The organism is Brevundimonas sp. (assembly GCF_013912005.1).
GTDB lineage: Bacteria > Pseudomonadota > Alphaproteobacteria > Caulobacterales > Caulobacteraceae > Brevundimonas.
In genome coordinates, this window is the sequence record NZ_JACESB010000031.1 from 1 (window position 1) to 20,104 (window position 20,104).

Annotated in this window: 31 protein-coding genes and 2 pseudogenes; 5 read left to right on the top strand and 28 right to left on the bottom strand. The window is 70.1% G+C overall.

Going from position 1 to position 20,104, the window contains the following annotated elements; translation table 11 throughout:
• The 24 genes and pseudogenes from H2038_RS14010 to rpsJ form a co-directional block, all read right to left on the bottom strand.
• Positions 1-265 (bottom strand): annotated as a pseudogene (locus tag H2038_RS14010) (hypothetical protein); the annotation flags it as partial.
• A 67-nt stretch (positions 266-332) separates the two neighbouring features.
• Positions 333-893, bottom strand: coding sequence for an adenylate kinase (locus H2038_RS14015; protein WP_292114496.1), 561 nt, complete (start codon positions 891-893; stop codon positions 333-335).
• Positions 894-918: 25 nt separating this feature from the next.
• Positions 919-2,298, bottom strand: coding sequence for a preprotein translocase subunit SecY (secY, locus tag H2038_RS14020; protein ID WP_292114499.1), 1,380 nt, complete (start codon positions 2,296-2,298; stop codon positions 919-921).
• Between the two features lie 241 nt (positions 2,299-2,539).
• A pseudogene (gene rplO / locus H2038_RS14025) lies at positions 2,540-2,995 on the bottom strand (50S ribosomal protein L15); the annotation flags it as partial.
• A gap of 158 nt (positions 2,996-3,153) precedes the next feature.
• On the bottom strand, positions 3,154-3,348 hold the full coding sequence (gene rpmD / locus H2038_RS14030; RefSeq protein ID WP_292114501.1) for a 50S ribosomal protein L30: 195 nt from the start codon (positions 3,346-3,348) through the stop codon (positions 3,154-3,156).
• A gap of 2 nt (positions 3,349-3,350) precedes the next feature.
• A complete protein-coding gene (rpsE, locus tag H2038_RS14035; RefSeq protein WP_092309788.1) occupies positions 3,351-3,953 on the bottom strand; it encodes a 30S ribosomal protein S5 in 603 nt (200 codons plus the stop codon).
• Positions 3,954-3,965: 12 nt separating this feature from the next.
• Positions 3,966-4,322 carry a 50S ribosomal protein L18 gene (gene rplR, locus H2038_RS14040; protein WP_292114506.1) on the bottom strand — a complete coding sequence of 119 codons (357 nt, stop codon included), beginning with the start codon at positions 4,320-4,322 and terminating at the stop codon, positions 3,966-3,968.
• 3 nt (positions 4,323-4,325) lie between these two features.
• On the bottom strand, positions 4,326-4,859 hold the full coding sequence (gene rplF / locus H2038_RS14045; protein WP_292114509.1) for a 50S ribosomal protein L6: 534 nt from the start codon (positions 4,857-4,859) through the stop codon (positions 4,326-4,328).
• Position 4,860: 1 nt separating this feature from the next.
• Complete coding sequence (gene rpsH, locus H2038_RS14050; protein WP_292114512.1) at positions 4,861-5,259, bottom strand: 30S ribosomal protein S8; 399 nt, start codon at positions 5,257-5,259, stop codon at positions 4,861-4,863.
• A gap of 16 nt (positions 5,260-5,275) precedes the next feature.
• Positions 5,276-5,581 (bottom strand): 30S ribosomal protein S14, encoded by a 306-nt coding sequence (gene rpsN / locus H2038_RS14055; protein WP_092309776.1) that lies wholly within the window; start codon positions 5,579-5,581, stop codon positions 5,276-5,278.
• Between the two features lie 19 nt (positions 5,582-5,600).
• Positions 5,601-6,158, bottom strand: coding sequence for a 50S ribosomal protein L5 (gene rplE, locus H2038_RS14060; protein ID WP_292114515.1), 558 nt, complete (start codon positions 6,156-6,158; stop codon positions 5,601-5,603).
• Entirely contained in the window at positions 6,158-6,466 is a 309-nt protein-coding gene (gene rplX, locus H2038_RS14065) for a 50S ribosomal protein L24 (RefSeq protein ID WP_292114519.1), read from the bottom strand. Before rplX ends, rplE begins: the two co-directional genes overlap by 1 nt.
• Positions 6,467-6,468: 2 nt before the next feature.
• The gene (gene rplN / locus H2038_RS14070; protein ID WP_055832151.1) at positions 6,469-6,837 is read right to left on the bottom strand and encodes a 50S ribosomal protein L14; all 369 of its coding nucleotides are present in this window, start codon (positions 6,835-6,837) and stop codon (positions 6,469-6,471) included.
• A gap of 18 nt (positions 6,838-6,855) precedes the next feature.
• The gene (rpsQ, locus tag H2038_RS14075; RefSeq protein WP_056450347.1) at positions 6,856-7,095 is read right to left on the bottom strand and encodes a 30S ribosomal protein S17; all 240 of its coding nucleotides are present in this window, start codon (positions 7,093-7,095) and stop codon (positions 6,856-6,858) included.
• A gap of 10 nt (positions 7,096-7,105) precedes the next feature.
• Positions 7,106-7,303: a 50S ribosomal protein L29 gene (gene rpmC, locus H2038_RS14080; protein ID WP_292114523.1), complete on the bottom strand. Its 198-nt coding sequence runs from the start codon at positions 7,301-7,303 to the stop codon at positions 7,106-7,108.
• Complete coding sequence (gene rplP / locus H2038_RS14085; protein WP_292114527.1) at positions 7,303-7,743, bottom strand: 50S ribosomal protein L16; 441 nt, start codon at positions 7,741-7,743, stop codon at positions 7,303-7,305. Before rplP ends, rpmC begins: the two co-directional genes overlap by 1 nt.
• Positions 7,744-7,746: 3 nt before the next feature.
• The gene (gene rpsC / locus H2038_RS14090; protein ID WP_092309761.1) at positions 7,747-8,502 is read right to left on the bottom strand and encodes a 30S ribosomal protein S3; all 756 of its coding nucleotides are present in this window, start codon (positions 8,500-8,502) and stop codon (positions 7,747-7,749) included.
• Positions 8,502-8,882, bottom strand: coding sequence for a 50S ribosomal protein L22 (gene rplV / locus H2038_RS14095; RefSeq protein WP_092309758.1), 381 nt, complete (start codon positions 8,880-8,882; stop codon positions 8,502-8,504). Before rplV ends, rpsC begins: the two co-directional genes overlap by 1 nt.
• 3 nt (positions 8,883-8,885) lie before the next feature.
• Positions 8,886-9,164 (bottom strand): 30S ribosomal protein S19, encoded by a 279-nt coding sequence (gene rpsS / locus H2038_RS14100; RefSeq protein ID WP_292114534.1) that lies wholly within the window; start codon positions 9,162-9,164, stop codon positions 8,886-8,888.
• 3 nt (positions 9,165-9,167) lie between these two features.
• Entirely contained in the window at positions 9,168-10,001 is an 834-nt protein-coding gene (rplB, locus tag H2038_RS14105) for a 50S ribosomal protein L2 (RefSeq protein WP_292114536.1), read from the bottom strand.
• Between the two features lie 4 nt (positions 10,002-10,005).
• The gene (locus H2038_RS14110; protein WP_292114538.1) at positions 10,006-10,311 is read right to left on the bottom strand and encodes a 50S ribosomal protein L23; all 306 of its coding nucleotides are present in this window, start codon (positions 10,309-10,311) and stop codon (positions 10,006-10,008) included.
• Positions 10,311-10,949: a 50S ribosomal protein L4 gene (gene rplD, locus H2038_RS14115; protein WP_292114541.1), complete on the bottom strand. Its 639-nt coding sequence runs from the start codon at positions 10,947-10,949 to the stop codon at positions 10,311-10,313. Before rplD ends, H2038_RS14110 begins: the two co-directional genes overlap by 1 nt.
• Positions 10,949-11,701 carry a 50S ribosomal protein L3 gene (rplC, locus tag H2038_RS14120; protein WP_292114543.1) on the bottom strand — a complete coding sequence of 251 codons (753 nt, stop codon included), beginning with the start codon at positions 11,699-11,701 and terminating at the stop codon, positions 10,949-10,951. The genes rplD and rplC overlap by 1 nt, the downstream gene beginning before the upstream one ends.
• A 21-nt stretch (positions 11,702-11,722) precedes the next feature.
• The gene (gene rpsJ / locus H2038_RS14125) at positions 11,723-12,028 is read right to left on the bottom strand and encodes a 30S ribosomal protein S10 (RefSeq protein ID WP_003164367.1); all 306 of its coding nucleotides are present in this window, start codon (positions 12,026-12,028) and stop codon (positions 11,723-11,725) included.
• A gap of 529 nt (positions 12,029-12,557) precedes the next feature.
• Between rpsJ and H2038_RS14130 the strand changes: the two genes are divergently transcribed.
• Positions 12,558-13,307 (top strand): porin, encoded by a 750-nt coding sequence (locus tag H2038_RS14130; RefSeq protein ID WP_292114546.1) that lies wholly within the window; start codon positions 12,558-12,560, stop codon positions 13,305-13,307.
• Positions 13,308-13,447: 140 nt separating this feature from the next.
• On the opposite strand, the gene H2038_RS14135 is transcribed toward H2038_RS14130, so the two are convergent.
• The 3 genes from H2038_RS14135 to H2038_RS14145 form a co-directional block, all read right to left on the bottom strand.
• Complete coding sequence (locus H2038_RS14135) at positions 13,448-14,332, bottom strand: DUF2807 domain-containing protein (protein ID WP_292114548.1); 885 nt, start codon at positions 14,330-14,332, stop codon at positions 13,448-13,450.
• A gap of 95 nt (positions 14,333-14,427) precedes the next feature.
• Positions 14,428-15,369, bottom strand: coding sequence for a transcriptional regulator (locus H2038_RS14140; protein WP_292114550.1), 942 nt, complete (start codon positions 15,367-15,369; stop codon positions 14,428-14,430).
• Complete coding sequence (locus H2038_RS14145) at positions 15,366-16,499, bottom strand: GNAT family N-acetyltransferase (protein WP_292114553.1); 1,134 nt, start codon at positions 16,497-16,499, stop codon at positions 15,366-15,368. The genes H2038_RS14140 and H2038_RS14145 overlap by 4 nt, the downstream gene beginning before the upstream one ends.
• A 144-nt stretch (positions 16,500-16,643) precedes the next feature.
• Here H2038_RS14145 and H2038_RS14150 point away from each other — a divergent pair, with 144 nt between their 5' ends.
• The 4 genes from H2038_RS14150 to H2038_RS14165 all read left to right on the top strand — a co-directional run bounded on the left by H2038_RS14150 (position 16,644) and on the right by H2038_RS14165 (position 19,910).
• Positions 16,644-16,811: a hypothetical protein gene (locus H2038_RS14150; protein WP_292114556.1), complete on the top strand. Its 168-nt coding sequence runs from the start codon at positions 16,644-16,646 to the stop codon at positions 16,809-16,811.
• A complete protein-coding gene (locus H2038_RS14155) occupies positions 16,808-17,548 on the top strand; it encodes a GDSL-type esterase/lipase family protein (protein WP_292114559.1) in 741 nt (246 codons plus the stop codon). Before H2038_RS14150 ends, H2038_RS14155 begins: the two co-directional genes overlap by 4 nt.
• Before the next feature lie 69 nt (positions 17,549-17,617).
• A complete protein-coding gene (locus H2038_RS14160; protein ID WP_292114562.1) occupies positions 17,618-18,682 on the top strand; it encodes a L,D-transpeptidase family protein in 1,065 nt (354 codons plus the stop codon).
• Positions 18,683-18,740: 58 nt separating this feature from the next.
• Positions 18,741-19,910, top strand: a complete 1,170-nt coding sequence (locus H2038_RS14165; protein WP_292114565.1) for a S41 family peptidase — start codon at positions 18,741-18,743, stop codon at positions 19,908-19,910.
• A gap of 109 nt (positions 19,911-20,019) precedes the next feature.
• On the opposite strand, the gene H2038_RS14170 is transcribed toward H2038_RS14165, so the two are convergent.
• On the bottom strand, positions 20,020-20,104 hold an 85-nt coding region (locus H2038_RS14170; RefSeq protein ID WP_235929197.1), incomplete at its 5' end, for a hypothetical protein.

Genomic DNA, 20,104 nt, shown 5'->3' on the forward strand with positions numbered 1-20,104 from the left:
GGCGGGGCGGAGGGGTATGGATGCGCGAGGCGGCGGCGGGCGCCCCGCCCCCGGCTTCCGGAGCGGGCTCCGCCGGCGGCGACGGGGGTTCGGGCGGCGGCGGCCGGAACAGCACCGCCTCGATCACCGGCGGCAGGACGGCGGGCGCGGCGGGCTGGGTGCGGGCGATGACGAGGAAGATCCCCACATGGGCGGCGGCGATGACCGCGGCCACGCCCAGCTTGCGCAGCGGGGGACGCTTCAGGGTCTGCAGGGGCTCGAGCACGCGCGGACTATGCCACATGCGGCATGAACGCGGACGGCCGGCGAAGGCTCAGCCGCCGTTCAGGCGGTCAGGCGAGGGCGGCGTCCAGGGCGGCCGAGACCTCGTCGATCGAGCCCATGCCGTCGATCTCCACCAGCTTCCCCTGTCTCTCGTAGTAGGGCAGCAGCGGCGCGGTGTTGCGGTTGTAGACCGCCAGACGGTCGCGGAAGGTGTCGGGGTTGTCGTCCGGGCGGCCCTGCTGGGCGAAGCGGAGGGTGATCCGCTCGGTCAGGGCGGCGTCGTCGACGCACAGGCGGACGACGCGGTCGATCTGGCTGCCGCGCCGGGCCAGCATGGCGTCGAGCGCCTCGGCCTGGGCCACGGTGCGCGGAAAGCCGTCGAAGATGGCCCCGCCGGCGGCCTCGGCCTCCGGCAGACGGGCCTCGATCAGGGCGATGACGATCTCGTCCGTGACCAGGTCGCCGCGGGCCAGCACATCCTTGACCTTCAGGCCCAGTTCGGAGCCCGAGGCGATGGCGGCGCGCAGCATGTCGCCGGTCGACAGCTGGACCATGCCGCGCGTCTCGACCAGCCGCTTGGCCTGGGTGCCCTTGCCGGCCGCAGGGGGCCCGAACAGGATCAGGTTCATCGCGCCCTCCCCGGAGCGTAATCGATCAGCGACGCGCCGGCGCCGGGGTCCCGCGGCCGCGGCCGCGCAGCTTGGCCTTCTTGATCAGCCCCTCGTACTGGTGGGCCAGCAGGTGGGACTGAATCTGCGCCACCGTATCCATGGTGACCGAGACCACGATCAGGATCGAGGTGCCGCCGATGACCATGGGCCCCATGCCCGAGTTGGCCATCATCATCTCCGGCAGCAGGCAGACGGCGGTGATGTAGGCGGCGCCGATCACCGTCAGGCGGGTCAGGACGTAGTCGAGATACTCCGCGGTCCGCTTGCCCGGCCGGATGCCCGGCAGGAAGCCGCCGTACTTGCGCAGGTTCTCGGCCGTGTCCTCGGGGTTGAAGGTGATCGAGGTGTAGAAGAAGCAGAAGAAGACGATCAGCACGCCGTACAGCAGCATGAACAGCGGCCGTCCGTGCTGCATCTCGGCGGTGACCAGCGGCAGCCAGCTCATCCAGTCAGGAAGGTTCGCGTTGGCGGTCATCTGCGCCACCGTGGTCGGCAGCATCAGCAGCGACGAGGCGAAGATCGGTGGGATAACGCCGGCGGTGTTGACCTTCAGCGGCAGGAAGGAGCGCTCGCCCCCGGCCATGCGGTTGCCTTCCTGGCGCTTCGGATACTGGATCAGCAGCCGGCGCTGGGCGCGCTCCATGAAGACAATGAAGACGACCACGGCGATGGCCATGGCGACGAAGAACAGCAGGGTGAAGGCCGAGATCTGGCCTTCCTGGGCGAGGCCGAACATGCGGGCGATGGCGCCCGGGAGCACGGCCACGATGCCGGCGAAGATGATCAGCGAGATGCCGTTGCCGACGCCGCGGGCCGTCACCTGCTCGCCGAGCCACATCAGGAACATGGTGCCGCCGGTCAGGACGGTGATGGTCGAGACGATGAAGAACAGGCCCGGCTGGTCGATCAGCCCCGGCTGGGCGTTCAGGCCGATGGCGATGCCGCCCGACTGGAACAGGGCCAGCACCACGGTCAGGTAGCGGGTGTACTGGTTCAGCTGCTTGCGGCCGCTCTCGCCGCCTTCCTTCTTCAGCTTCTCCCACGGCGGATACACCGCGCCCAGCAGCTGCACGATGATCGAGGCCGAGATGTAGGGCATCACGTTCAGCGCGAACACGGCCATCCGCTCGACGGCGCCGCCCGAGAACATGTTGAACATGTCGAGGATGCCGCGCTGGCCGTCCGGGTTCTGGAAGAACTGCAGGAAGGCCTCGGCGTTGATGCCGGGGATCGGCACATAGGTGCCGATCCGGTAGACCAGCAGCGCCAGGATCGTGAACAGCAGACGCTTGTGCAGCTCGGTCGCACGGGCGAACGAGCCCATGTTCATGTTCGCTGCGAGTTGTTCGGCGGCCGAAGCCATGTGTCGTCACCCCGACTGATCAGAACGCGGCGCATCGGACCTGAAGTCGCCGCCTGCGTCCAGATAGGAGAAGGGCGCCCCCGTGGCGAGGGCGCCCGTCAGCTTATTTCGCCGCGGCGGTCCGGCGGGCGCGGGCCGACACCTTGTTGGCGTCGCCCTTGGGAGCCTTGGGGGCCGGAGCCTTGCCTTTGGCGGCGTTGCGCTTCTCGACGCGGGCCGCGGCCTTGGCCTCGGCCTCGATGCGCTGCTGGGTCACCGAGCCGCCGGCGGCCTCGATCGCCTTCACGGCGCCCGAGGAGGCCGACCAGACCACCAGGTTCAGCTTGGCCTTCAGCTCGCCGGTGCCGAGCACCCGCACGCCGTCCTTGACGCGCCGGATCACGCCGGCGGCGACCAGGGCCTCGCCGTTGATCTCCGACTTCGCGTCCAGCTTGCCGGCGTCGACGGCGTCCTGCAGGCGCCACAGGTTCACCTCGGCCAGCTTCAGGGCCGACGGATTGTTGAAGCCGCGCTTCGGCATGCGCATGTACAGCGGCATCTGGCCGCCTTCGAAGCCCAGCAGGCTGACGCCGGTGCGGGACTTCTGGCCCTTGACGCCGCGGCCCGAGGTCTTGCCCTTGCCCGAGCCCGGGCCCCGGCCGACGCGCATGCGCTTCTTGTGGGCGCCTTCGTTGTCGCGGATTTCGTTCAGTTTCATGTGCCTGATCCTTTCGGGTGCTAGCGCCCGGCGGCGGCCGGACTCGGCGTTGAGGACGGGGTGCTAGTGAAAAGTGCTAGTGAGCGCAAGGGAACACGCCCCAAGGCTCACTAGCACTGACACTCTTCACCTGGTGCAGCCGCCGTGGCGGCCGCCGCTTACTTCTCGACCACTTCCACCATGTGGCGGACCTTGGCGATCATGCCGCGGACCGAGGGGGTGTCCTCCAGCGTGGACTCGCGGCCCACGCGGTTGAGGCCGAGACCGGCCAGGGTGGCGCGCTGGTCGGCCTTGCGGCGGATCGGCGAACCCGTCTGGCGGACGGTGACGGTGGCTTGTTCTTTCTTGGCCATGATCAGCTCTCGATGGCTTCGGGCGCCGAGGCGCCGTCGTTGCGGCGACCCATCAGATCCGCGACCTTCTTGCCGCGCTTGGACGCGACCTGGCGGGGCGAGGACTGGACCTTCAGGGCTTCGAAGGTGGCGCGGATCATGTTGTAGGGGTTCGACGAGCCGGTCGACTTGCCCACGACGTCCTGGACGCCGAGGGTTTCGAGGACCGCGCGCATCGGGCCGCCCGCGATGACGCCCGTGCCCGGAGGGGCCGCACGCATCATGATCTTGCCGGCGCCCCAGCGGCCCTGACCGTCGTGGTGCAGGGTGCGGTTCTCGCGCAGCGGCACGCGGATCATCGTCTTCTTGGCTTCCTCGGTCGCCTTGCGGATAGCTTCCGGCACTTCGCGCGCCTTGCCGTGACCGAAGCCGACGCGGCCCTTGCCGTCGCCGACGACCATCAGGGCCGCGAACGAGAACCGGCGGCCGCCCTTCACGGTGGCGGCGACGCGGTTGATGTGCACCAGCTTCTCGACGATGTCCGAGTCCGGACCGTCGGCGGCGGGAGCGTTGCGGTTGTCGCGGCGGTTGCGGTCGCCGCCGCCGCGGTTGGGTTCACGAGCCATGCTTCTCGTCCCTTAGAAGTTCAGGCCGGCTTCGCGCGCGGCCTCCGCCAGGGCCTTGACCCGGCCGTGATAGATGTAGCCGCCACGGTCGAAGACGACGTTCTTGACGCCCTTCTCGATGGCGCGCTCCGCGATCAGCTTGCCGATCTTGGTGGCCGCCGCGACGTCCGAGCCCTTGGCGCCCTTGCCGCCTTCCAGCGACGAGGCCGAGGCGACGGTGACGCCCTTGGCGTCGTCGATGATCTGGGCCGAGATGTTCTTGTCCGACCGGTAGACCGACAGGCGCAGGCGGCCGTTGGCCACGGCCTTCAGGCGGCGGCGGGTGCGCTCGGCGCGACGCTTGGCGTTTTGCTTGAGAGTGGTGGCCATGGCTTACTTCTTCTTGCCTTCCTTGCGGCGCACGGTCTCGCCCGCATAGCGGACGCCCTTGCCCTTGTAGGGCTCCGGCGGACGCAGCTTGCGGATCACGGCGGCGATCTGGCCGACGGCCTGCTTGTCGCTGCCCGAGATCTTGATCTCGGTCTGCTTCGGCACGGCGAAGGTCACGCCGGCCGGCGGTTCGATGTCGACGTCATGCGAGAAGCCGAGCTGCAGCGACAGCTGGTTGCCCTTCATCGCCGCACGATAGCCGACGCCGACCAGTTCCAGCGTCTTGTCGAAGCCGGTGGTGACGCCGACGATCATGTTGTCGACCAGGGTGCGCGACAGGCCCCACATGGCCCGGGCGCGCTGGGTGTCCGAGCGCGGGGTCAGGGTCAGGGCGTCGCCGTCCTGGGCGATCTCGATCTCCTCGGCGACGGTCCAGGTGCGTTCGCCCTTGGGACCCTTCACCGACACGGTCTGGCCGTTGAGCGTGACGGTCACGCCCTTCGGGATCGCGATGGATTTCTTGCCGATACGGGACATCTTAGTAGACCCTGCAGAGGACTTCGCCGCCCACGTTGGCCTCGCGGGCCGCGGCGTCGGACATGACGCCCTTGGACGTCGAAAGGATCGAGATGCCGAGGCCGTTCTTGACCGGCTTCAGGTCGCTGATCGCCGAATAGACGCGGCGGCCCGGCTTGGACACGCGGCTGATCTCGGCGATGACCGGCTGGCCGTCGAAGTACTTCAGCTCGATCTCGAACTGCGGAAACTCGCCCGGGTTCTGCACCAGGTTGTAGCCGCGGATGTAGCCCTCGTCCTGCAGCACGTCGAGGACGCGCTGGCGCAGACGCGAGGCCGGGGTCAGCACCTTCGAACGCTTGCGGGTCGCAGCGTTCTTGATGCGGGCGATCATGTCGCTCAGGGGATCGTTGATCATCATGACTGTCTGTCTCCCCTTACCAGCTCGACTTCGTCAGGCCGGGGATCTGACCCAGGTTGCCCAGCTCACGGAGGGCGATCCGGCTCATCTTCAGCTTGCGATAGTAGGCGCGCGGACGGCCCGTCACCTCGCAGCGGTTGCGGATGCGGTTCGGCGCCGAGTTGCGCGGCAGCTGCGCCAGCTTCAGGCGCGCCTCGAAGCGCTCCTCCAGCGGCAGCGACTCGTCGTTGGCGGTCGCCTTCAGGGCGGCGCGCTTGTCGGCGTATTTCGCGACGAGGGCCTTGACCATCTCGTTGCGGTTCACGGCGGACTTCTTAGCCATTGTTCTCTTCCCTTCCCGCTCAGTTCACGAACGGGAACTTGAACTCGGTGAGAAGGGCCTTGGCCTCCTCATCGGTCTTGGCCGTGGTGCAGACGACGATGTCCATGCCCCACATCTGGTCGATCTGGTCGTAGTTGATTTCCGGGAACACGATGTGCTCCTTCAGACCGGTGGCGTAGTTGCCGCGACCGTCGAACGAGGTGCCCTTCAGGCCCCGGAAGTCCTTCACCCGCGGCAGCGCGATGGTGATGAACCGGTCCAGGAACTCGTACATCTGGTCGCCGCGCAGGGTGACCTTGCCGCCGATGACCATGCCTTCGCGCAGCTTGAAGCCGGCGATGGAGTTACGGGCCTTGGTCGGCACGGCCTTCTGGCCGGCGATCGCGGTCAGATCCCGGAGGGCGGCGGTCGCCTTCTTGGAGTCGGCCACGGCTTCGCCGATGCCCATGTTCAGGACGATCTTGTCCAGCTTGGGCACCTGCATCTCGTTGGTGTAGCCGAACTTGTCCTTCATCGCCTTGCGGATGCGCGAGACGTATTCGGACTTCAGCCGCGGGGTGTACTTCTCGGTAGCCATCAGATGACGTCTCCCGTCGTCTTGGCGAAGCGGACCTTCTTGCCGTCTTCCTCGCGGAAGCCGACGCGGGTCGGCTTGCCGTTGGCGTCGGCGATCGCGACGTTCGACAGGTGAAGCGACGCTTCCTTGTTCTTGATGCCCCCTTGCGGGTCCATCTGGGTCGGGCGGGTGTGGCGCTGGACCATGTTGATCCCCTGCACCACCACGCGGTTCTCGGTCGGAAGGACCTTGAGGACCTGGCCGGTGCGGCCCTTGTCCTTGCCGGTCAGGACGACGACGTTGTCGCCCTTCTTGATCTTGGCGGCCATGGTTACAGGACCTCCGGGGCCAGCGAGATGATCTTCATGTGGTTCTTGGCGCGCAGCTCGCGCGGAACCGGGCCGAAGATGCGGGTGCCGACCGGCTCGTTCTGCTTGTTGACGATGACGGCGGCCGACTTGTCGAAACGGATGACAGAGCCGTCCTTGCGCATGATGTCCTTGGCGGTGCGCACGACGATGGCGCGCACGACGTCGCCCTTCTTCACGCGGCCGCGCGGAATCGCTTCCTTCACCGAAGCGACGATCGTGTCGCCCACCGAGGCGTAGCGGCGCTTGGAGCCGCCCAGCACCTTGATGCACATGACCCGGCGGGCGCCCGAGTTGTCGGCCACCTCCAGGTTAGTTTGCATCTGGATCATGGGATCCGATCCTTCTTCTTACGAAGCCGAGGCGGGCAGGACTTCCCACCGCTTCAGCTTGGACTTCGGGGCGCACTCGACGATGCGGGCCAGGTCGCCGACCTTGAGGGCGTTGGCTTCGTCGTGGGCGTGGTACTTCTTGGACAGACGGACGGTCTTTTTCAGGACCGGGTGCAGCAGGGTGCGCTCGACCTTGACGACAACGGTCTTGTCGCCCTTGTCGGAGACGACCACGCCTTCGAGAATTCGCTTCGGCATCTTCGTTCCCTTAAGCGACGGTCCGCTTCTCACGCAGCAGCGTGGAGATGCGGGCGATGTCCTTGCGCACTTCCGAGACCCGGTGGGTCTTTTCCATCTGGCCGGTGGCGGCCTGGAAGCGCAGGTTGAACTGTTCCTTCTTGAGCTTCAGCAGCTCGTCGGACAGCTGGTCGACGGTTTGCGACCGGAGATCGGCGATCTTGGTCATCAGGCAGCGGCCTCCGTGTGGGCGATGCCGGCGTCGAGGCGGGTGACCACCTTGGTGCGGACCGGCAGCTTGGCGGCGCCGAGGCGCAGCGCCTCGCGGGCGATGTCGTCCGGCACGCCGTCGATTTCGAACAGGATGCGGCCCGGGTGGCAGCGCGCGGCCCAGTGGTCCACGGCGCCCTTACCCTTGCCCATCCGGACTTCCGCCGGCTTGCCGGTGACCGGCAGGTCCGGGAACACCCGGATCCACACCCGGCCCTGACGCTTCATCTGGCGGGTGATCGCGCGGCGGGCCGCCTCGATCTGACGCGCGGTGATGCGCTCCGGCTCGACCGTCTTCAGCCCGTACGAGCCGAAGTTCAGCGAGAAGCCGCCCTTGGCCGAACCGTGGATGCGGCCCTTGAAGGCCTTGCGGTACTTGGTCTTCTTCGGTTGCAGCATGACTTAGCTCTCACGTCCCCGGTCGCGACGCGGTCCGCGGTCGCCGCGGGGACCGCCGCGCTCGCGGCCTTCATTCGACGACGGACCCGAGGCTTCCTGGGCCCAACGCTTGTCCTGGGCCATCGGGTCGTGCTCGAGGACCTCGCCCTTGAACACCCAGACCTTCACGCCGATGATGCCGTACGTCGTCTTGGCTTCGTAGAAGCCGTAGTCGATGTCGGCGCGCAGGGTGTGCAGCGGCACGCGGCCTTCGCGATACCACTCCATCCGCGCGATCTCGGCGCCGCCGAGGCGGCCCGACACGTTGATGCGGACGCCCTTGGCGCCGAGGCGCATGGCCGACTGCATCGCGCGCTTCATGGCGCGACGGAAGGCGATCCGGCGCTCGAGCTGCTGCGCGATGTTCTCGGCGATCAGCTGGGCGTCGGTCTCGGGCTTGCGGACCTCGACGATGTTCAGGTGAACCTCGCCTTCCGTCTGGGCCGCGATGTCCTTGCGCAGCTTCTCGATGTCGGCGCCCTTCTTGCCGATCACCACGCCCGGACGGGCGGCGTAGATCGTCACGCGGCACTTCTTGTGCGGGCGCTCGATGATGATGCGCGACACGCCGGCGGCCGACAGGCGCTCCTTCAGCCACTCGCGCAGCTTCAGGTCCTGGTGCAGCAGCTTGGCGTAGTCGGCGCCGCCGGCGAACCAGCGGCTGTCCCAGGTGCGGTTGACGCCGAGCCGCAGCCCGACCGGATTGACTTTCTGACCCATCAGGCGGCCTCGCCGGCTTCACGGACCACGATGGTGATCTCGCTGAACGGTTTCAGGATGCGCGACGAGCGGCCACGAGCACGGCTCGCGAAACGCTTCATCACCAGGTTCTTGCCCACGAAGGCCTCGGCGACGACCAGGTTGTCGATGTCGAGGTTGTGGTTGTTCTCGGCGTTGGAGATGGCCGAGTACAGGACCTTGCGGACGTCGGTGGCGATGCGCTTGCGGCTGAATTCCAGCTCGTTGAGCGCCTTCTGCACCGGCAGGCCGCGGATCGAGGCGGCGACCAGGTTCAGCTTCTGGGGGCTGATCCGGACGTTCACCAGCTTGGCGCGGGCTTCGGTCTGGCCGACCCGGCGGGGGTTCTTGGTCTGGGCCATCGGTTACTTCCTCTTGGCCTTCTTGTCCGCCGCGTGGCCCGGGAAGTTCCGGGTCGGGGCGAACTCGCCGAGCTTCATGCCGACCATCTCTTCCGAGACCAGCACCGGCACGTGCTTCTGACCGTTGTGGACGCCGAACGTCAGACCGACGAACTGCGGCAGGATGGTGGAGCGGCGCGACCAGGTCTTGATCACGTCCTTGCGGCCCGACGTTTGAACGGCGTCGGCCTTCTTGAGCAGATACCCGTCGACGAACGGGCCTTTCCAGGAGGAGCGGGCCATCGGTTAGCGAGCCTTCTTCACGTGGCGGGTACGGATGATGAACTTGTCCGTAGCCTTGTTCTTGCGGGTGCGGGTGCCCTTGGTGTCCTTGCCCCACGGCGTGACCGGGGTGCGACCGCCAGAGGTCCGGCCTTCACCACCACCGTGCGGGTGGTCGATCGGGTTCATGGCCACGCCGCGGACGTGCGGACGGAAGCCCATGTGACGCTTGCGGCCCGCCTTGCCGAGGTTCTGGTTCATGTGGTCGGGGTTCGAGACCGCGCCCACCGTGGCCATGCAGCCGTCCAGCACCATGCGCAGCTCGCCCGAGCCGAGACGGATCTGGGCGTAGCCCTGGTCGCGACCGACCAGCTGGGCGTAGGCGCCGGCCGAACGGGCCAGCTGGGCGCCCTTGCCCGGCTTCATCTCGATGTTGTGGATGATCGTACCCACGGGCATCGAGCGCAGCGGCATGGCGTTGCCCGGCTTCACGTCGACGCGCTCGCCGGCCACCACCGTGTCGCCCGCCTTCAGGCGCTGCGGCGCGATGATGTAGGCCTTCTCGCCGTCCTCATAGGTGATGAGGGCGATGAAGGCGGTCCGGTTCGGGTCGTACTCCAGACGCTCGACCGTCGCCGAGGCGAACTTGCGGCGCTTGAAGTCGATCTTGCGGTACAGGGTCTTGGCCCCGCCGCCGCGGAAGCGGACGGCCACGCGACCGCCCTGCCCGCGACCGCCCGACTTGGTCAGGCCTTCGACGAGCGACTTCTCCGGACGGCCCTTGTGGAGCTCCGAACGGTCGATCAGCACCAGGGCGCGACGGCCCGGCGAAGTCGGATTGTAGGTCTTCAGAGCCATCGGTTCAGAGCCCCGTCGTGACGTCGATCGACTGGCCTTCGGCCAGCGTCACGATCGCTTTCTTGATGTCGACCCGACGGCCCATGATGCCGCGGAAACGCTTGGTCTTGCCCTTCTGGACGAGGGTGTTGACCTTCAGCACGTTGACCTTGAACAGGGCCTCGACCGCCGCGGCGATCTCGTCCTTGGTGGCGTCGTCCGCCACGCGGAAGACGACCTTGTTCTGTTCCGACAGGATCGTGGCCTTCTCGGTGATCACCGGAGCCAGGATGGTGTCGTAGTGCTTGGCGGTGGGTTGGGCGCCGGCCATTACGCGGCCTCCTTCTCAGAGAAGCGCGCCTCGATCGCCTCGACGGCGGCCTTGGTCAGCACCAGCTTGTCGGCCCGCAGGATGTCATAGACGTTCAGGCCGGCGTTCGGCAGCACGTCGATGTGCGGGATGTTGCGCGCGGCCAGGCCGAAGTTCGCGTCGACTTCCGGACCGGCGATGATCAGGGCCTTGTTCCAGCCGAGCTTGCCGAACTGCTCGCGCAGGGCGGCGGTCTTCGGCTCCTTGACCGAGACGGTGTCGACGACCACCAGGTCGCCGGCCTTCGCCTTGGAGGACAGGGCGTGCTTCAGGGCCAGGGCGCGGACCTTCTTCGGCAGCGAGAAGCCGTGCGAGCGGACGACCGGACCGAAGGCGCGCGAGCCGCCGACGAACTGCGGCGCACGGCGCGAACCGTGACGGGCGCCGCCGGTGCCCTTCTGCTTGTACATCTTCTTGCCGGTGCGAGAGTTCTCGTTCCGGGTCTGGACCTTGTGGGTGCCGGCGCGGCGCTTGGCCAGCTGCCAGTTGACGTAACGGGCCAGCAGGTCGCCGCGGATGTCGGTGATGCCGAAGACGGCGTCCGACAGTTCAACGTCGCCCGAGGCCTTGCCGTCGAGTTTGATGACCGAGAGTTTCATTACGCTTCACCGCCTTCGGTCGCTTCGACGGCCGGCGCTTCTTCAGCCGGGGTCTCCGCGGGTTGAGCAGCGGCCTTGTTCGACTTGACGCCGGCCGGGAACGGGGCGTCGGCCGGGCGGGCCTTCTTGATGGCGTCGCGAACCTTGACGTAGCTGCCGTCGTGGCCCGGGACAGCGCCCTTGACCAGGATCAGGCCGCGCTCGGCGTCCACGCGGACGACGGTCAGGTTCTGCTGGGTGACGGTTTCCTGGCCGAGGTGGCCGGCCATCTTCTTGCCGGGGAAGGTGCGGCCCGGATCCTGGCGGTTGCCGGTCGAACCGTGCGAGCGGTGCGAGACCGACACGCCGTGGGTCGCCCGCAGGCCGCCGAAGTTCCAGCGCTTCATGCCGCCGGCGAAGCCCTTGCCGATGGTCAGCCCCTGGATGTCGACCTTCTGGCCGGCGACGAAGTGGTCGGCCGACAGCTCGGCGCCCACGTCGACGAGACCGTCCGCATCGACGCGGAACTCGGCCACATAGGCCTTCGGCTCGACTTCCGCCTTGGCGAAAGCCTCCCGCTGGGCCTTGTTGGTGTTCTTGGCCTTCTTCATGCCCGCGCCCAGCTGCAGGGCGACGTAGCCGTCCCGCTCCTGGGTTCGCTGGCCGACGACCTGGCAGCCGTCGAGCTGGAGCACGGTGACCGGAACGTGCGCGCCGTCATCGGCGAACACGCGGGTCATGCCCAGCTTCTTGGCGATCACGCCCGTACGCATGTCGGATCCCGCCCTTCTCGATTAAATCTTGATCTCGACGTCCACGCCGGCGGACAGGTCGAGCTTCATGAGCGCGTCCACGGTCTGCGGGGTGGGGTCGACGATGTCGAGCACGCGCTTGTGCGTGCGGATTTCAAACTGCTCACGCGACTTCTTATCGACGTGCGGCGAGCGGTTCACGGTGAACTTTTCGATCAGGGTGGGCAGCGGGATCGGACCGCGAACGGTCGCGCCCGTGCGCTTGGCGGTGTTGACGATCTCGCGCGTCGAAAAGTCGAGGACGCGGTGATCGAAGGCCTTCAGCCTGATGCGGATGCTCTGATCCATATCGGTTGTTATTCCCAAGCGGTCGGAGGACCGCGTCCCTGTGAACCATTTCAAAGACCGGAGGCCTTCGGGTCTGACGACCCTCAGGGTACGCACGTCCGCAAAAACGATCGGCCCACGCGGTAGCCCGCGAAGGCCGCTGGAGTCCTGAAGCGCTGCAAAGAACAGGTACTCAGGTCGTTCCTGCGGACCGCGTCTGCACCCGGAGGTGCACAGCCGGTCCAACAAGAGTGGGGGCTTATGACCGTCGATTCCGCTTCCGTCAAGCGGCGATAGCAGGGCGGCGCGTTTCCGCCGCGGCGGCGCGCTCCGCGCGGCCAGGCGGGGGATTTCTGACAGCCCGGTGAGGCTCCGCCGCAAAGCTTCCGCCCGCCTGCCGCTTCGGCGCCACAATGCGTGGCGCGGCAGCCACATCCGTCGCAAGCCGCTGTTTTGTGACAGCTTTGTAATAGCGACGCTCGGAGGCGGGCTGATAGCTCCGGGGTCCGCAGCGCGACTCCCCGCGGCTGCAGCAACGGAAAAAAACAACATGAAGTCTCTCTTCCTCGCCACCGCGGCCGTCGCCGCCTTCGCCGCCGCTCCCGCCCTCGCCCAGTCGGGCCCGGTCGGCTCGGTCGGCGTCTCCTACGCCAGCAGCGAAGTCGAGCTCGGCGGGCTGGAAGCCGACACCGACAGCTACGGCATCGACGGCGTCGTCGCCGTTGACGCCTTCTCGGGCTGGACCGCCACCTTCGCCGGCTCGATCGACCACAGCGACGACGCCGACGACACCGGCGTGTCGGGCACGGCTCACCTGACCCGCATGGCCGGTTCCGACGTCCGCTTCGGCGGCTTCGTCGGCGCCGCCGACGCCGGCGACGAGACGGCCTGGACCGTGGGCGCCGAGGCGCAGAAGTACCTCGCCGGCGCGACCCTGACCGGCTCGCTGGCCTACGCCACCGTCGACGACCTCGACATCGACGCCTGGACCCTGGGCGCCGACGCGGCCTTCTACCCGATGGCCAACCTGCGCCTGAACGTCGGCGCCAGCTACTCGAGCCTGGACGCCGGCGGCGACGACGCCGACCTGTGGACCTACGGCGCCGGCGCCGAGTACGAGATCGCCAACACCCCGTTCTCGGTGGCGGCGGGCTACACCCGCGGCGACGTCGAGGACGTCACCATCGACACCTGGACCATCGGTCTGCGCTACTCGTTCGGCGGCGGCCTGCAGGCCCGCGACCGCGCCGGCGCCAACCTGACCGGCGCCGGCGTCGCCGGCGTGCTGGGCGCGCTGTAAGCGTCCTCACGGTCTGACGACAGAAGCCCCGGCGGAGCGATCCGCCGGGGCTTTTGCTTGCCCGCCGCGTCGCGCGCACGAAAAAGGCCCGGGGGGTTCCACGCTCCCGGGCCTCCTCCGTCCGCTTCAGCCGAGGGGGATCAGCTGCCGATGCGGACGTCTCCGCCGCCGACGATCGAGCGGCTGACGGAACCGGTGGCGCGGGCGATGTTCACATCGCCGCCGCCCATGATCGAGACGTCGACGTCGCCGGCGACCCCGTTGAAGTCGACATCGCCCGAACCGGCGATCGAGATCTCCACCGTGGGCGAGGTCCCGCCGCGCACCTGCACGTCGCCCGAGCCGCCGATCGACACCTCCAGCGGACCGTCGATGCGGGCGACGGTCACATCCCCGGAGCCGCCGATAGCGACCTCGAGGCTTCCGGTGGCGCCGGCGCTGACCGAGCCGGAGCCCCCGATCGCCACCTCCAGCGACCGCGAGGTTCCCGCGCGCATGTCGCCCGAGCCGCCGATGCTCAGCGACAGCGGCCCGTCGACATTGGCGATGTCCCAGGCGCCGCACCCGCCATTGCCGAGATCGACCGAGGTCGCGCCCCGGCCGACCGAACCGAACACCGCGCCCGAGGCGCTGACGTCCACCGCCCGCGGCGTGCGGATCACGATCAGCGGGGCGTCGGAGAGATTGATGCGGCCGAGGCCGCGCACTTCCGCCGAGGCCCCCTCGCCGGCCCGGGCGTCGCGGGGGCCGTTGCTGCAGTTGCGGATTCCGTTGTTCGAGCCGAACCAGCCGCGGCGACGCAGCCCGCCGTCGATGCGCACCTCGTCGCCGACCCGGCTGACGCGCACGGCGGGCAGCTGGGAGCTCCCCTGCTCGACCTCCACAGTGACGTCGGCGCGATCCTCGACGACGACGGCGACGCGGGCGACGGCGTGACGGATCTCGACGTTCGGCTCCCTGGCGAGAGCCGGGCCGGCCAGCGCCGCGGCGGCGATGGCGGGAAGGATGACGATGGCGGATTTCATGGCGGAGCCTCCCTGTCCTGATGACGGGAAGGTGCGGCCGCGCCCGGGCCAAGTCACTTTAAATCGAGGTCATGACCCCGTTGTAAGAATGCGCCCTAGCGCATCGCCAGCGGCGCGATCAGCCCCTTGTCCGGCGGCGGCGGCGCATCGCCCAGCTCGAAGGCGCGCTCGTAGGACTCCAGCCGGGTCCTGACCACGCCCATGCGGCGCAGCGCCATCGAGGCGCCCCACAGCGCCGTCCGCGCCGCCATCGGCGCCCGGTCCGCCGGCAGCACCGGCGCGCCCCAGCGACGCAGCACCCCGTTGGCATAGTGCGCCCCGTTGGTGATGCGGGAGGTCCAGGTCTGGTAGTCGCAGGACAGGGAGACGTTGAAGCTGCCGAGGTTCTCGATGCGGTGCGGCGCGTGCAGCGGCCAGGCCGCGGCCAGGCCCGGCTTCAGGTCGAACACCTCGGCCGCCGCGTCCATCTCGCGACGGTAGGGCAGGTCCTCGGTCTGCTGCTCCAGCACGATGTTCTCCATCGACCGGGCCGGCATGTGCGCCTCGTCGACGGGATAGATCCAGATGCGCTTCTCGCCGCGCAGGTGGAACAGGGTCACGCCCGGCGGATCGGCGTGGAAGGGCACCTTGGCCTGCGGCGCCGACAGGATCAGCTGGCCGGTGACCTGCACCGGGCGGAAGCCGGGGACCTGGTCCGACAGCTCCGCGAACACCCGGCGCATGGCCGCGCCCAGCTCGGGCCAGTGATCCTGGATGCGGCGCATCTGGATCCACACCCGCCCGGCCTTGACCGCCTCCAGCAGGGCCGCGCCCGGCCGGTCGCCCTTGGTCCCGGTCTGCAGGAGGGCCTGGTCGTCGGCGTCGTAGTGGAAAATGTTGATGTCGAACAGCTCGGCGGGGTGGCGCTCCAGCTGCGCCGCCAGCGCCTCGTCCCCGAACAGGCCCGTGTCCAGCAGCCGGTGGGCGTAGGTCATCGGCGTGCGCCCGAAGGCGGCGCGCTGGCCGGCGTCGAGGTCCGGGATCAGGCGATCGGTCATGCGGCGGCTCCCAGGGTCTTGCGGGCCGCGGCCGCGGCCGCCCCCGCCGCGCCGGCCCACCAGTCGGCGGCGCGGGTCTCGCAGGCGTTGATGATGTCGAAGCGGCGGCCGAGGCTCTGGCCGAAGCGTCGCAGCGGCGCGGGGCCGTGCGCCAGGGCGCGGGCCGCCACCGAGACGGCATGCGGCCGCGGCCCGTCGGCCACGCCCTCGAACACCGTCCCGGCCGGTTCGGCGAGGGCCGACTTGTAGCCCTCCTCCCCCGCCCCGAAGTCGACGAGCCGGTAGCCCTCCGCCGCCGCCTGCTCCAGCTCGCGCCGGGTCAGCAGGGTGCCGGGGCCGTACTGCGAGAAGGCCGGATCATAGGTCGGGAACCACAGGTGCAGGGTGCGGCGGTCGTCCAGCGCCGCCTCGGCCGCGACCAGGGTCCCGTCCGCCTTGCGCAGCGAGGTCACGCGCAGGCCGAATCCCTCCGGATGGGCGGCGTGCAGCCGGCGCAGCAGGTCGACGGTCCAGCCGCAGGCGAAGACGTCATGACGGCGGGTGCGGCGGTACTGGGCCCGCTTGTGGGCGACGATCCAGTCCAGCACCGCCGGATCGCGGTCGTCCCAGGCGAACACCGGGGCCCCGTGGTCGCGCTCGAAGCCGCGGCCCAGCCGGCGCATGTTCTTGAAGAAGCGGTGGCTGCGGGCCTCCAGCCGCGCGGCCAAGGCCTCGCGGCCGCCGGTGACGTCGGTGGCCATGCGGGTGCGCGGGGTGAAGCCGGCGGCGGCGAGGTCCGACACGATCCAGCCCCCGACCCGCAGCGTCCCGCCCAGCCGCGCCGCCACGACCGCCGGGGTCAGTCCCTCGCCCGCGCCGGCGATCACCCCGTGGTAGTCGCTGAGCGGCGCGCCCAGCGGCTGGATCAGCCGCCCGCGGCGCTGGAACGGAAAGAAGCCGACGGCCCGCCCGCCGCGGCGGAACACCGCCAGGCCGGCCCCCGGGACCCCGGCCGCGGCCGCGGCGAAGCGCGGGTCGAGGTAGGGGTGGTCCAGTCGCGGCTCGGCGGCGCGGATCGCCTGCCAGGCGTCGCGGTCCTCCGGACGCAGGGCGTCGGGACGGATGATCTCCAGGTCCGGCGTGTCGGTCATGGGTTCCCGGGGCGAGGTCGTACCGGCGGCATCCTGCGCCGGTCGCCGTTGCAGTACGGTTTAGGGGATTGGTGAATCGGATGCTGCGGAGCCGCGGGACGGCGCAGGCGTTGCTGCCGGACACCCACCCCGACGGAGCCTCCGATGACCGCCAACCGTGACCCCGGCCGCCAGAACGAATATGAGGAGGAGCGCGCTCCGCAACACGACGGCCAGCCGCCCCGCCCCGCCCAGGAGCCCGCCGGCTCCGAAGGCTCGTCCAACTCCGGCGACACCGCCGTCGACCCCGCCACCGGAAAGCCCAACCCTTGAAGATCGCCGCCCTCGCCGCCGCCCTCGCCCTCGCCGCCCTCCCCGCCGCGGCCCGCGCCCAGGCGCCGGCCGCCTGCCCGGTCTCCGCCGACCATGTGGCGGCCAACGACGGCCTGTCGCGCAGTCGCGCCGCCGCGGCCGGCGGGCGGCTGACCATCCTCGCCATGGGCTCCTCCTCGATCGAGGGCGTCGGCGCCAGCCAGCGGGAGCTGTCCTTCGTCCCCCTGCTCGAGGCGGGGCTGGAGCGCCGTCTGCCGGGAGTCGACGTCACGGTCGTCAACCGGGGGATCGGCGGCGAGACGGCGCGGGAGACCGCCGACCGGCTGGCGCGCGAGACGGCGGCGGTGCGGCCGGACCTGGTGATCTGGCAGATCGGCACCAATGACGTGCTGCGCGACCGGCCGATGGACGACGTCTTCGCCGACCTGCGCCGCGGCGAGGCGATCCTCGACGCGGCGGGCGTGGACGTCCTGCTGGTCGATTCCCAGCGCCTGCCGGAGGCGACCGCCAACCCCGCCTTCCGGGGCCGCAATCCGGCGCTGGCGGAGATGAGCCGGCTGCTCACCCTCGAGGCCGGACGCAAGCGCTACGCCATGCACGGGCGCTTCGCCGCCATGGCCGGCTGGGACGGGCTCGAGCGGGGCGGCGTGGGGCCGGACGACCTTCACCTCAACGACGCCGGCTACGCCTGCTGGGCGGAGACCGCCGCCGAGGGCCTGGCCGCGGCGCTGCGCTGACGCCCGCCGGGAACGCGGCGCGGCCCGGGGGATTGGCTTTCAGGACCCCCCGCAACTGTCCGGAAAGCCATGCGCCTGATCCTCGCCTCGACCGCCGTCCTCGCCCTCGCCGCCTGCGGCGCCCCTGACCGCGAACCGTCGGGCGATCCCTCCGGCCGCGCCGCTTCGGCCGCCGCGCCGGTCTTCACCGCCGAACAGATCGACCGGGCCATGCCGGCGCCGGAGACGACGGCCGGCGGGTCCGGGGCGGGCTCCGCGCCGGCCGACGGCGCCGACGCCGCCGCCGCCGCCGCCCGCCCCGATCCCGGCCTCGTGCGCCTGCAGATCCTCCTCGACCGCTCGCGCTTCTCGCCCGGGGTGATCGACGGCCTGCGCGGGGAGAACACCCGCCAGGCGGTGGCCGCCTTCCGCGAGGCCGAGGGGCTGGAGGGCGACGCCATCGACGACGCCCTGATGCAGCGGCTCACCGCCGCCGACTCCCGCGCCGCCATGACCACCTATGTGATCACCGAACAGGATCTCGCCGGGCCGTTCAGCCCGCCGCCGTCCGGCGACCTCGCGCAGCAGGCGCGCCAGGGGGTGCGCTACACCGGCCCGCGCGAGCGCCTCGCCGAGCGCTTCCACATCACCGAGGCGCTGTTGCAGGCGCTGAACCCCGACGTCGACTTCCGCCGCGCCGGCCAGCGGCTGGTGGTTCCGGCCGTGGGCGACCCCGACCTGCCGGAGGTGGCGCGCATCGTGGTCGACAAGGGCGAGCGGTCCCTGCGCGCCTTCGACGCCACGGACCGGCTGATCGCCTTCTATCCCGCCACCATCGGCTCCGAGAGCAATCCCGCCCCGTCCGGGACCCTGCGCGTCAACGGGGTGGCGCCGGAGCCCGACTACACCTTCGACCCCGAGGAGCTGAGCTACGGCTCGGGGACCGAGACGGTGGTGGTGCCGGCCGGGCCGAACAATCCGGTCGGCTCGGTGTGGATCGACCTGTCGCGGGACGGCTACGGCATCCACGGCTCGCCCGACCCGTCGAAGATCGCCAAGACCGCCTCGCACGGCTGCATCCGCCTGACCAACTGGGACGCCGAACAGCTGGCGGCGGCGGTGAAGCCCGGGGTCGAGGTGCGCTTCGTCAGCTAGGCCGGCGGTCGCCGCGGGGGGATTGCCGCCCCCGCCCTCCCTTCGTACCGTCGCGCCCATGAGCAGTCCCGTGCCGCGTCGGGTGGTTCTCGCCGGCCTCGGCTCGGCCTTTGCGACCGGCTGCGCCCCGCGGCCGGAGGAGGCGCGCCGGCGCGACGGACTGGCGGTGTTCGACGCCGTCTGGAACCTCCTGCGGACGCAGCACTTCGACCCGCCGGCGGCCGAGGACTGGCGCCGCGTGCGACGCCGGCGCCGGCCTGCGGCGGCGCAGGCGCGCGACTGGGTCGAGCTCTACTTCGACGTCCTGTTCCCCCTGCTCGAGCCGTTTGACCAGTCTCACGTCATCCTGCGGCCGCCGGCGGCGGCCGTGCTCCCCGCCGGCCGGACGGCGAGGCTGCCGCGACCGCGGCGCGGCGACAGGCTTCTGTTTCTCGACGATGCGGCGGTGGCGGGACTCGGCGCCGACATCCTCTGGGACGGCGAAGGCTGGCAGGGCTTCCCTACCCGATGCGAGGCGACGGGGCCCGGCGCCGCCCTGGTGGGGCGACGTATCCTCGTGCAAGGCCTGCAGGGCCCGCGACAGGGCGACCCTGTGCGGCGTTACCATCTGGAGGCCGTGGTGGCCGGCCGTCCGGCGACCCTCGACTGGGTGGCGCAACCGCCGCCGCCGGCGACCGGCGAACGCCGGACTGACAGCGGCCCCGTTCTGCTCCGCTTCGACGCCTTCGCGCCGCCCCAGATCGACTGGCTGCTCGCGCGACTGACGGCGCTCGACGGCGCGCCGGCGCTCCTCGATCTCCGCGGCAATCGTGGCGGCGACGCCCGCCAGCTCCACCGCCTGGCCAGCCGCCTGCTGCCCCCCGGCGCCCCTGTCGGACAGCTCGTCCGCCGCGGCCGCAGCGAGCTCTGGCGCAGCGACGCCGCTGGAGCGCCCTTGTCGTCGCCGGTGGCGCTGCTGGTCGGCCCGCGCACCGCCAGCAGTGCGGAAGTGCTGACAGTCGCGCTGCGGCATGCCCGGCGGACGCCGGTCGTCGGGCGGCGCACCGCAGGGGCCGTGCTGTTCGCGATGACCTGGGCCCTTCCCGACGGAGGAGCGTTGACCTTGCCGATCCGCGACTTCCGCGATCCGGCCGGCGCGCGCATCGAAGGCGCGGGCGTGATCCCGGACCGGGACATCGCCTCCCCCTGCGCCCAGACCGAGGCCGCCGCCCGCCTTCTCGTCGCCTGACGTCTTCGCCACAGCAAGACGGCCCCGGAGATCGCTCTCCGGGGCCGTCCTGTCTTCGGGTCCGGGCGCGCCTCGCGGCGTCAGGCCCCGGGTCTTCAGCTCATCGCGATCAGGCGATGATCTTCGACACCACGCCGGCGCCGACGGTGCGGCCGCCTTCGCGGATGGCGAAGCGGAGCTTCTCTTCCATCGCG